The organism is Micromonospora sp. D75 (assembly GCF_018070405.1).
Lineage (GTDB): Bacteria > Actinomycetota > Actinomycetes > Mycobacteriales > Micromonosporaceae > Micromonospora > Micromonospora chalcea.
Genome location: NZ_JAGPXV010000346.1, coordinates 1 through 6330, shown reverse-complemented (window position 1 = coordinate 6330; position 6330 = coordinate 1). Strand labels below are relative to the sequence as shown.

The following is a 6330-nucleotide window of genomic DNA, read 5'->3' as shown; positions in this document are numbered from 1 at the left end:
TTCCAGGCCACCCGGCTGGTCGCGGCCCGCGAGATCAAGGTCAAGGTCCGCGACAAGACGTTCCTCTACAGCACGCTGATCTTCCTGCTGCTCGCCGTCGTGGCCACCGTGGTGCCGGCGATGCTGAGCAGCGGCCCGTCCACGGTGGCGGTGACCGCGGCCGGCGCCGAACCGCTGCGCGCGGCCGGGCTGGACGTCCTGCTGGTCGCCGACGACGGCGCCGCCGAGCAGGCGGTACGCGACGGCGACGCGGACGCCGCGGTGGTGGCCGGTCCGGTGGTGGTCGCCGACGAGCGGGCCCCGGACGACGTGGTCGCCGCGCTCAGCGCGGCCCCGCAGGTGAAGCTGCTGGACCCGGACGCGGTGGATCCACTCGTCGCGTACCTGGTGCCGTTCGCCTTCGCGTTCGTCTTCTTCTTCATGTCCCAGACGTTCGGGTTGCAGATCGCGCAGAGCGTCACCGAGGAGAAGCAGACCCGGATCGTGGAGATCCTGGTGGCCGCCGTGCCGGCCCGGGCGCTGCTGGCCGGCAAGATCCTCGCCGCGGGCGCGCTGGCGCTGGGGCAGATCACGCTGATCGCGGCGGTCGCGCTGATCGGGATGCGCCTGACCGACGGCGGTGACCTGCTGGGCCTGATCGCGCCCGCGATCGGCTGGTTCGTGCCGTTCTTCCTGTGCGGCTTCCTGCTGCTGGCTGCGATGTGGGCGGCGGCCGGTGCGCTGGTGAACCGGCAGGAGGACATCGCCGGGGCGTCCACCCCGGTGCAGCTCGCCGTGATGGCGCCGTTCTTCGCGGTGGTGTTCCTCAACGACAACGCCACCGCGATGCGGGTCCTGTCGTACCTGCCGATCTCCGCGCCCACAGCGATGCCGGTACGGCTGTTCACCGGTGACGCGGCGACGTGGGAGCCGTTCGTGTCGCTGGCGCTGCTGCTGCTCGCGGCGGCCGGGTTCCTGCTCGCCGGGGCCCGGGTCTACGAGGGCTCGCTGCTGCGCACCAACGGGCGGACCTCGGTGCGGGCGGCGTGGCGGCAGCGCGAGCCGATCGGCTGACGACGGGCATACGCCGAGCGCCGGCCACCCCGCAGCGGGGAGCCGGCGCTCGGCACGTCGGACCGGGGTCAGCCGACCGCGGCCATCACCTCGTCGGAGACGTCGAAGTTGGCGTAGACGTTCTGCACGTCGTCGCAGTCCTCCAGCACGTCGATCAGCTTGAAGATCTTGCGCGCGCCCTCCTCGTCCAGCGGCACGTTCACGCTGGGGATGAGGGAGGACTCGGCCGACTCGTACTCGATGCCGGCGTCCTGCAGCGCGGTGCGGACCGCGATCAGGTCGCCCGGCTCGGACACCACCTCGTACGCCTCGCCGAGGTCGTTGACCTCCTCCGCGCCCGCGTCGAGCACTGCCATCATCACGTCGTCCTCGGTCGTGCCGCCCTTGGGGACGATCACCACGCCCTTGCGGGAGAACATGTACGACACCGAGCCGGCGTCGGCCAGCGAGCCGCCGTTGCGGGTCAGCGCGGTACGCACCTCGGTGGCGGCACGGTTGCGGTTGTCGGTGAGGCACTCGATCAGCATCGCCACGCCGTTCGGGCCGTAACCCTCGTACATGATCGTCTGCCAGTCGGCGCCGCCGGCCTCCAGGCCGGAGCCGCGCTTGACCGCGCGGTCGATGTTGTCGTTCGGGACCGAGTTCTTCTTCGCCTTCTGGATGGCGTCATAGAGAGTCGGGTTGCCGGCCGGGTCACCACCGCCGGTACGGGCGGCCACCTCGACGTTCTTGATCAGCTTGGCGAACATCTTGCCGCGCTTGGCGTCGATGACCGCCTTCTTGTGCTTGGTCGTCGCCCACTTTGAGTGGCCGGACATCTGTTACCTCCGTTGCTACCCGCCGTCTGCATCGACCGCACCACACGCCCCGCTCCCCCGCCGGCGCACGCCGACGCCGAGGTGCCGTGATCTCTGCTGGGAGCCGCGGCGGGCTGATGGCCCTGCCGAATCTCGGCAATCCTACCGGCGGGGGCCGGGTCACTGTCACGCGCCGCACGGCAGCGGCCCGCCCCGAGCCGCCCGAACCGGCACAATCAGGGACGGACCGGCCGCTCAGCGGCTCGCCCGGACCAGTTCCACGAAGTGGCGGTGCAGGCGCAGGTCGCCGGTCAGCTCCGGGTGGAACGAGGTGGCCAGCAGGTTGCCCTGCCGTACCGCGACGATCCGGTCCGCGGCCGGGCCGTCTGTCACCCGGCCGAGCACCTCGACGTCCGGGCCGACGCGCTCGACCCACGGCGCCCTGATGAACACGGCGTGGAACGGGCCGCCGTCGACGCCGGTGAGCGCCACCGGCGCCTCGAACGAGTCGACCTGACGGCCGAACGCGTTGCGCCGCACCGTCATGTCGACGCCGGCGAAGCCGCGCTGGTCGGGGCGGCCGTCCAGCACCTCGACGGCCAGCATGATCATGCCGGCGCAGGAGCCGTAGACCGGCATGCCGGCGGCGATCCGCTTGTCGATCGGCTCGCGCATCTCGAAGATGTCCACCAGCTTGCTGATCGTGGTCGACTCGCCGCCGGGCACCACCAGGCCGTCGACCGCGTCCAGCTCGCCGGGGCGCCGCACCGGCCGGGCGTCGGCGCCCGCGCCGGTCAGCGCCGCGACGTGCTCGCGTACGTCGCCCTGCAGCGCGAGCACGCCGATCACCGGTACGGTCACGCCGCTCCTCCCGCCACCGTGTTAACAAGGGGCCCCGCCTCTACCGGAGGCGTTAACAGGGGGCCCTTCCTTTCGCTCACCAGCCGCGCTCGGCGAGGCGGTGCGGCTGCGGGATCTCGTCGACGTTGATGCCGACCATCGCCTCGCCCAGCCCGCGCGACACCTTGGCGAGCACGTCCGGGTCGTCGTGGAACGTGGTCGCCTTGACGATCGCGGCGGCCCGCTGCGCCGGGTTGCCGGACTTGAAGATGCCCGAGCCGACGAAGACGCCCTCGGCGCCGAGCTGCATCATCATGGCCGCGTCGGCGGGGGTCGCGATGCCGCCCGCGGTGAACAGCACGACCGGCAGCTTGCCCTGCTCGGCGACCTCCTTGACCAGCTCGTACGGGGCCTGCAGCTCCTTGGCCGCCACGTACAGCTCATCGTCGGGCAGCGACTGGAGCCGGCGGATCTCCTGCCGGATCTTGCGCATGTGGGTGGTGGCGTTGGAGACGTCACCGGTGCCCGCCTCACCCTTCGAGCGGATCATCGCGGCACCCTCGGTGATCCGGCGCAGCGCCTCGCCCAGGTTCGTCGCGCCGCACACGAACGGGACGGTGAACGCCCACTTGTCGATGTGGTTGGCGTAGTCGGCCGGGGTCAGCACCTCGGACTCGTCGACGTAGTCGACGCCGAGCGCCTGGAGGATCTGCGCCTCGACGAAGTGGCCGATGCGGGCCTTTGCCATCACCGGGATCGAGACGGCGGAGATGATGCCGTCGATCATGTCCGGGTCGCTCATCCGGGACACCCCGCCCTGCGCGCGGATGTCGGCCGGCACCCGCTCCAGCGCCATCACGGCCACCGCGCCGGCGTCCTCGGCGATCTTCGCCTGCTCGGGGGTGACCACGTCCATGATCACACCGCCCTTGAGCATCTCGGCCATGCCGCGCTTGACGCGGGCGGTGCCGACGGCGGTGGCGGGGGTCGGGGCTGCGGACTCAGACACGGGACATCGCTCCTCGGCGTGCTCGGGAGGTGACTGCGCAGGAATGCTACGACCGTCGCGACGCCGCTCCGAGCGCCAATCGAACCCCCGGTGGCCTGCCGTGTGGCCCCGGTCACGACCGGCGGTCAGCCGGTGGTCACGTCCGCCGGGGAGGCCAGCGTGGGATCGTCGATGTCGAAGTAGCGGGGCCACTCCCGCCCCCGCCCCATCCGGAACAGCCGCACCACCGGGCGGCTGCGCGCCGAGCGGGCGTCCCGGACCAGGTCGGTGTGCACCTGCCGGGCCAGCGCCAGCCGGCGGCTCGCCGCGATCACCGCCGCGCAGCCCGGGTCGTCCGGGTCCAGCCGCACCGCCCGCAACTGCCGGGTCAGGTCGTTCTCGGCCGCCTCGCGCTCCTCCGGGGCGGCGTCGAGCGCGATCCGGGCGGCGGCGTACAGCTCCACGCCGTACCGCTGCTCGGCCAGGACCGCGGCGGCGGCCGCGCGGCGCAGCAGGTGCGCCTCCAGCGCGCGGGCCGCCGAGTCCGCGCGGACCTGCAGCCGCTGCACCCGGCCGGAGGTCCAGATCAGGTACGCCGAGACCAGCCCGAGCACACCGACCGCGCCCACCACCCACCACATGCCCGGCATCGTAGTGCTGCTCCTCATCCCGCCCGCCCGGCGCGGGGCACCGGTCGACGCGCTCGTCACAGCGGCCGCAGCGGCCACCCCGGTCAGCCCAGTCCCGCCCACTCCTGGTCCATGACCCGGCCGTCGGTGGCCTCGATCGCGGCTGCGTATACCTCCAGAACACGGCGGGCAACCACGGGCCAGTCGAAATTCGCCACCACCTGGTCGCCGCAGGCGGTCAGCCCGGCGCGGCGGCCGGCGTCGTCGAGCAGCTCGGACAGCGCGCCGCCCAGCGCCGCCGCGTCGCCGGTCGGGAACAGCTGTCCGGCCCGGCCGCCGTCGAGCACCCGGCGGAACGCGTCCAGGTCGCTGGCGACCACAGTCGTCCCGGCGGCCAGCGCCTCGGTGAGGATCATCCCGAAGGATTCCCCGCCGGTGTTCGGTGCGACGTAGAGGTGCACGCTGCGCAACATGCGTGCCTTGTCCGCCTCGGAGACCAGGCCGAGGAACGTGACCCGGTCGCGCAGGGCGGCCGGGAACCGCCCGTACAGCTCGTCGGCGTCGCCCGGCCCGGCGACCAGCAGGCGCAGCCCGGGGCGGTGCGGCGCGAGCGCGACGAACGCGTCCCGCAGGATCGGGAAGCCCTTGCGCGGCTCGGTGAACCGGCCCAGGAAACCCAGCGTGCCGCCGGTGCCCGGCGCGCACTCCCCCGGCCAGCCGGGCAGCGGCGGCACCCCGGCGAACTTCGCCACCGCCACCCCGTTGGGGATCTCCACCGCGCCGCCGTCCATGTGCTCGACCTGCACCTTGCGGGCCAGCGCGCTCACCGCGATCCGGGCGGTGATCCGCTCCAGCACGATCTGCAGCGCGCCCTGCGCGGCCGACAGCACCCGGGAACGGGTCATCGCGGTGTGGAACGTGGCCACCACCGGGCCGCGGGCGCAGAGCACGGCCAGCATCGACAGGCTCGGCGTGAGCGGCTCGTGCACGTGCAGCACGTCGAAGTCGCCCCGGGTGATCCAACGCCGCACCCGGGCGGTGGAGACCGGGCCGAACGCGATCCGGGCCACCGAACCGTTGTACGGCAGCGGCACCGCCCGCCCGGCCGACACCACGTACGGCGGCAGCGCCGAGTCCTCGTCGGCCGGCGCCAGCACGCTCACCTCGTGGCCGAGCCCGAGCAGCGCCTCGGCCAGGTCCATGACGTGGTTCTGCACCCCGCCCGGCACGTCGAACGAGTACGGGCACACGATGCCGATACGCACTGCGCCCTCCCCCTAGACCGTCCCGGTGGTGGCCGGCGGCGCCGCCGACGTGGGCGTACCGTCCCGGCCCTGGTCCAGCCACATCCGCTGCAACATGTGCCAGTCTTGCGGATGCCGGGCGATGCCCGCCGCCAGACCGTCGGCAATCCGCTGCGTCACCGCGCGGACCCGCTCGTCCAGCGGGGCGCTGTCCGGCTCCGGCAGCGGCAGCGGGCCGTCGATCGACGCGCACGCGGCGTCCGGCTCGTACCACATCGAGGCCACGTAGAGCGGCGCGCCGGTGCGGATCGCCAGCAGCGCCGGCCCGGCCGGCATCCGGGTCCGGCCGCCGAAGAAGTCGACCTCCACGCCCCGGGCCGACAGGTCCCGGTCGGCCAGCAGCGGCACCACGTAGCCGGCGCGCAGCCGGTCCACCAGCACGTCGAACGCGGGACGCGGGCCGCCGGTGTTGGGCAGGATCTCCATGCCCAGCCCTTCCCGGAACCCGACGAACCGCTCGTAGACGCCGTCCGGGAGCCGCTCGGCCACCGTGGTCATCGGCCAGCCGGTGGCCGCCACCCAGGCGCCGGCCGCGTCCCAGTTGCCGGCGTGCGGCAGCGCCACCACCGCGCCCCGCCCGGCCGCCACGTCGGCGGCGAGCAGTTCCTGCCCGTCCAGGCGGAACCCGGCGAGGATCTGCGCCCGGCTCAGGCCGGGCAGCCGGAACGCCTCCATCCAGTACCGGGCGTACGAGCGCAGGCCCTCGCGCACCAGCGCGT

General features: G+C 73.3%; 7 protein-coding genes. 1 reads left to right on the top strand and 6 read right to left on the bottom strand.

The annotated features are described in order from the left end of the window. Nucleotides 1–1053, top strand: a 1053-nt coding sequence (locus tag KBX39_RS20015; protein WP_210871936.1) for an ABC transporter permease, incomplete at its 5' end; no start/stop codon positions are given. 68 nt (nt 1054–1121) lie between these two features. On the opposite strand, the gene KBX39_RS20010 is transcribed toward KBX39_RS20015, so the two are convergent. The 6 genes from KBX39_RS20010 to KBX39_RS19985 form a co-directional block, all read right to left on the bottom strand. Then, a complete protein-coding gene (locus KBX39_RS20010; protein WP_043324998.1) occupies nt 1122–1871 on the bottom strand; it encodes a YebC/PmpR family DNA-binding transcriptional regulator in 750 nt (249 codons plus the stop codon). Between the two features lie 234 nt (nt 1872–2105). Next, a complete protein-coding gene (gene pdxT / locus KBX39_RS20005) occupies nt 2106–2711 on the bottom strand; it encodes a pyridoxal 5'-phosphate synthase glutaminase subunit PdxT (protein WP_043324999.1) in 606 nt (201 codons plus the stop codon). A gap of 76 nt (nt 2712–2787) precedes the next feature. Continuing rightward, on the bottom strand, nt 2788–3699 hold the full coding sequence (gene pdxS, locus KBX39_RS20000) for a pyridoxal 5'-phosphate synthase lyase subunit PdxS (protein ID WP_043325000.1): 912 nt from the start codon (nt 3697–3699) through the stop codon (nt 2788–2790). A gap of 125 nt (nt 3700–3824) precedes the next feature. Further along, complete coding sequence (locus tag KBX39_RS19995) at nt 3825–4328, bottom strand: hypothetical protein (RefSeq protein ID WP_043325001.1); 504 nt, start codon at nt 4326–4328, stop codon at nt 3825–3827. An 83-nt stretch (nt 4329–4411) separates the two neighbouring features. Further along, complete coding sequence (locus tag KBX39_RS19990) at nt 4412–5572, bottom strand: glycosyltransferase family 4 protein (RefSeq protein ID WP_043325002.1); 1161 nt, start codon at nt 5570–5572, stop codon at nt 4412–4414. A 12-nt stretch (nt 5573–5584) separates the two neighbouring features. Beyond that, nucleotides 5585–6330, bottom strand: a 746-nt coding sequence (locus KBX39_RS19985) for a phosphatidylinositol mannoside acyltransferase (protein ID WP_210871935.1), incomplete at its 5' end; no start/stop codon positions are given.

Coding starts and splice junctions, on each gene's coding strand:
- KBX39_RS20010 (WP_043324998.1), bottom strand. CDS start 1,871: ATGTCCGGCCACTCAAAGTGGGCGACGACCAAGCACAAGAAGGCGGTC.
- KBX39_RS19995 (WP_043325001.1), bottom strand. CDS start 4,328: ATGCCGGGCATGTGGTGGGTGGTGGGCGCGGTCGGTGTGCTCGGGCTG.